Annotated in this window: 3 rRNA genes; all 3 read right to left on the reverse strand. The window is 57.4% G+C overall.

The annotated features are described in order from the left end of the window. Positions 1-10: 10 nt before the first annotated feature. Positions 11-133, reverse strand: a 5S ribosomal RNA gene (rrf, locus tag D3D01_RS22385). A 132-nt stretch (positions 134-265) separates the two neighbouring features. Then, positions 266-3,200 (reverse strand): 23S ribosomal RNA (locus tag D3D01_RS22390). Between the two features lie 368 nt (positions 3,201-3,568). Next, a 16S ribosomal RNA gene (locus tag D3D01_RS22395) occupies positions 3,569-4,200 on the reverse strand; the annotation flags it as partial.

The following is a 4,200-nucleotide window of genomic DNA, read 5'->3' on the forward strand; positions in this document are numbered from 1 at the left end:
AAGGTATGAATGGTGGCGGCGAACCGGATTTCCCAGAGGCTCGCGCACTCCAGTACTCCCCGGAACGCTGGCGGGCTTATCTTCCGTGTTCGGGATGGGTACGGGAGGCAACCCCGCCGCTGTGGCCGCCTAACGCCGAGTCGTGGATTCGAACCACGAGATACCAGTCTCGGTCGGTCTCCACCGTGTGATTACGTGCGATCCAGTTTGCGCCTGGACTCGTTCAGCGACGAGTAAATCGTCGGTGAATGAGTCACAGTGCGTATGAATGATGGCTTTGGTCTGTTAGTGCTCGTGGGCTTAACGTCTCGTTACCTCGACGCGCACACCCCGAGTCTATCGACCGCGTCTTCTACGCGGGACCTCGGCGGTGTCTCTTTTCCAAGTGGGTTTCGAGCTTAGATGCGTTCAGCTCTTACCCCGTGTGGCGTGGCTACCCGGCACGTGCTCTCTCGAACAACCGGTACACCAGTGGCCACCAACCGTAGTTCCTCTCGTACTATACGGTCGTTCTTGTCAGACACCATAACACACCCAGTAGATAGCAGCCGACCTGTCTCACGACGGTCTAAACCCAGCTCACGACCTCCTTTAATAGGCGAACAACCTCACCCTTGCCCGCTTCTGCACGGGCAGGATGGAGGGAACCGACATCGAGGTAGCAAGCCACTCGGTCGATATGTGCTCTTGCGAGTGACGACTCTGTTATCCCTAGGGTAGCTTTTCTGTCATCAATTGCCCGCATCAAGCAGGCTAATTGGTTCGCTAGACCACGCTTTCGCGTCAGCGTTCCTCGTTGGGAAGAACACTGTCAAGCTATCTTTTGCTCTTGCACTCTTCGCCGGGTCTCTGTCCCGGCTGAGATAGCCATAGGGCGCGCTCGATATCTTTTCGAGCGCGTACCGCCCCAGTCAAACTGCCCGGCTATCGGTGTCCTCCTCCCGGAGTGAGAGTCGCAGTCACCGACGGGTAGTATTTCACTGTTGACTCGGTGGCCCGCTAGCGCGGGTACCTGTGTAATGTCTCCTACCTATGCTGCACATCGGCGACCACGTCTCAGCGACAGCCTGCAGTAAAGCTCCATAGGGTCTTCGCTTCCCCCTGGGTGTCTCCAGACTCCGCACTGGAATGTACAGTTCACCGGGCCCAACGTTGGGACAGTGAAGCTCTGGTTAATCCATTCATGCAAGCCGCTACTGATGCGGCAAGGTACTACGCTACCTTAAGAGGGTCATAGTTACCCCCGCCGTTGACAGGTCCTTCGTCCTCTTGTACGAGGTGTTCAGATACCTGCACTGGGCAGGATTCAGTGACCGTACGAGTCCTTGCGGATTTGCGGTCACCTATGTTGTTACTAGACAGTCCGAGCTTCCGAGTCACTGCGACCTGCTCCGTTCCGGAGCAGGCATCCCTTCTTCCGAAGGTACGGGACTAACTTGCCGAATTCCCTAACGTTGGTTGCTCCCGACAGGCCTTGGCTTTCGCCGCCATGGACACCTGTGTCGGTTCTCGGTACGGACACTATGCTCGTCTTTTCATGGGCCCCAGGTTGAATCACCTTGCGCTGTGCCGCCGTTCGTCCGCTTCGTGCCATTACGGCTTCCACGGAGTTGGACGGTTCGACCGGGCGAAGACCCGGCGTGATCGACCCCAGGGCGTCGACTTTCACTGCATAGTGGCACGGGACTATTAACCCGTTTCCCATTTCGTCTCAGTCGAGTTGCGGTGAGACTTAGGACCGGCTAACCCTCAGCTGATCAGCAGTGCTGAGGAACCCTTATCCATTAGGCCGTCGGGGTTCTCACCCGACTATCGCTGCTACTATGGCCAGGATTTTCGTCACGCATCGGTCCACAGGAGCTCTCGCCCCCGCTTCCACCCAATGCGAGCGCCAATCTACTCGATCACCCTGTAACGGGCGCGGACAGGTCTCGGTGGTGGATTTGAGTCCCGATCATTTTGGGCGCCTCAAACCTCGGCCGGTAAGCTGTTACGCTTTTCTTAGAGGGTAGCTGCTTCTAAGCTCACCTCCCGGCTGTCTAGGGCTCGAGACCACCTTCAGAGGATTACACTTAATCCACACTTGGGGACCTTAACCTATCTCTGGGTTGTTCCCCTCCTGGTACACAGGCTTACCCCGCGCACCGGAATCCCCGCGTCGAACGGCGTCTGTAGGTTTGGAGTTTGACAGGTGTGCCGACTCCTCTCGGAGGCGGACACACCAATCGGTCGCTCTACCCCACAGACTACCTCGGCGGAGGTCATGCTTCGACATGTTTCGATTGGAACCAGCTGTTGCCGGACTCGATGGGCCTTTCACCCCTACACATAGATCACGAGAGGGTATTGTAGGACACCAACTCTAACAGACTTCCACGTGCCTTTCGGCACGCTTCATCTTGTCCATGCGTAGATCGTCCGGATTCGGGTCGTGTCCACATGGCTCCCCGCGCTTGAACACGGCGGCCCTCGGGCAAATGAATGCCCTGCGGCCATGTCGGTTTCCCTGTGCCTCCCCCGATACTCGGGTTAGACTTGCCATACAGACACACTCCCTGGCTCGTTTTTCAAAACGTACGACAGAACATCGGCTTCCCGTGAGTCTTACTGGACGCTCGCGCGTCGGTCATTCGTCAGGGGACCTTGTATGCCCTGTCGCTCGATCGCCAACTGATTTCATGCTCTATTTCGCCTCCCTTCTGAGGGTACTTTGCAGCGTTCGTTCACACTACTTGTTCACTATCGGTCTCAGGTTGTGTTTAGCCTTCGCAGTCGATGCCTGCGTTATTCGCGAGGGATATCCAACCCCCGCTACTCTGGCACTACCGCACAGCGTACTGGTCTTCAGTACGGGGTTGTCACCCTGTATCACGCTCTGTTCCAAGAGACTTCGTGAAGACGGTCGGCTGATGAGAGGTAGCCCGGACACCACATTGCCCGTGAGGGCTTCGGTTTGGGCTGTATCGCGTTCACTCGCGGTTACTGACGACATCACGTTGCGTTTTCTGTTCCTCCCGATACTGAGATGTTTCAGTTCTCGGGGTTCCTCATTGCGCGAAGCAATTGCAGAGGAGATTCTCATTCGGAAATCTGTGGTTCTTGGCCTCCGTGCGGCTCCCCACAGCTTATCGCAGCTTGGCACGTCCTTCATCAGCGCCTGAGCCGAGCAATCCACCAGCTGGCATAGTAGCCAACGTCGTTGTGACTCGTTCAACTGAACGAGTCCAGTGGACGCCTGGATCGCACGTACACACGGTTTCATATTCGCCCCCAAGGTGGAGATGGTGGGCGAATCGACCCTTCCCAGGCTCGGTTTCACCCGGCCTGGTGCATCTGTCGTCGTACCATATCCCATCGCCGTCCCACACTTAAGGGGCACGGTTCGGGAGCGATACGAAGTACGGACCCGTCGGGAGTTGCACCCGACATCCCGTGAAGGGATATCCGCCTCGGATAGGTCTTGTGAGCCCAGTGGGCCCATGCAGTAGTCGGCGCTTGCCGACTCGCGGTGACTTGTGGTCACCAGTCAGTGTAGGTGGGTCAGGGCAATGCCCTGATCCCGATCAGTAGGAGGTGATCCAGCCACAGATTCCTCTACGGCTACCTTGTTACGACTTAAGCCCCCTTGCGGAGCCCAGATTCGACCGTCGCATGACGGCCTCATCCGGACCCCACTCGGGTGCTTTGACGGGCGGTGTGTGCAAGGAGCAGGGACGTATTCACCGCGCGCTTCTGACACGCGATTACTACCGAATCCAGCTTCATGCGGGCGGGTTTCAGCCCGCAATCCGAACTACGACTCCGTTTGGAGATTAGCTTCGCCTCTCGGCGTCGCATCCCACTGTCAGAGCCATTGTAGCCCGCGTGTTGCCCGGTCCATTCGGGGCATACTGACCTACCGTTGCCCGTTCCTTCCTCCGCTTTAGCAGCGGCAGTCCTCCTAGTGTACCCAACTACCTCAAGGGTATTGCTGGCAACTAGAAGTGCGGGTCTCGCTCGTTGCCTGACTTAACAGGACGCCTCACGGTACGAGCTGACGGCGGCCATGCACCTCCTCTCAGTAGCGTCGGGTAAAGTCGTCAACCTGACCGTCATTACTACTGTCGGGACCGGTGAGATGTCCGGCGTTGAGTCCAATTAAACCGCAGGCTCCTCCGGTTGTGGTGCTCCCCCGCCAATTCCTTTAAGTTTCATCCTTGC

The sequence above is a fragment of the Haloarcula sp. Atlit-7R genome, assembly GCF_003666065.1.
GTDB lineage: Archaea > Halobacteriota > Halobacteria > Halobacteriales > Haloarculaceae > Haloarcula > Haloarcula taiwanensis.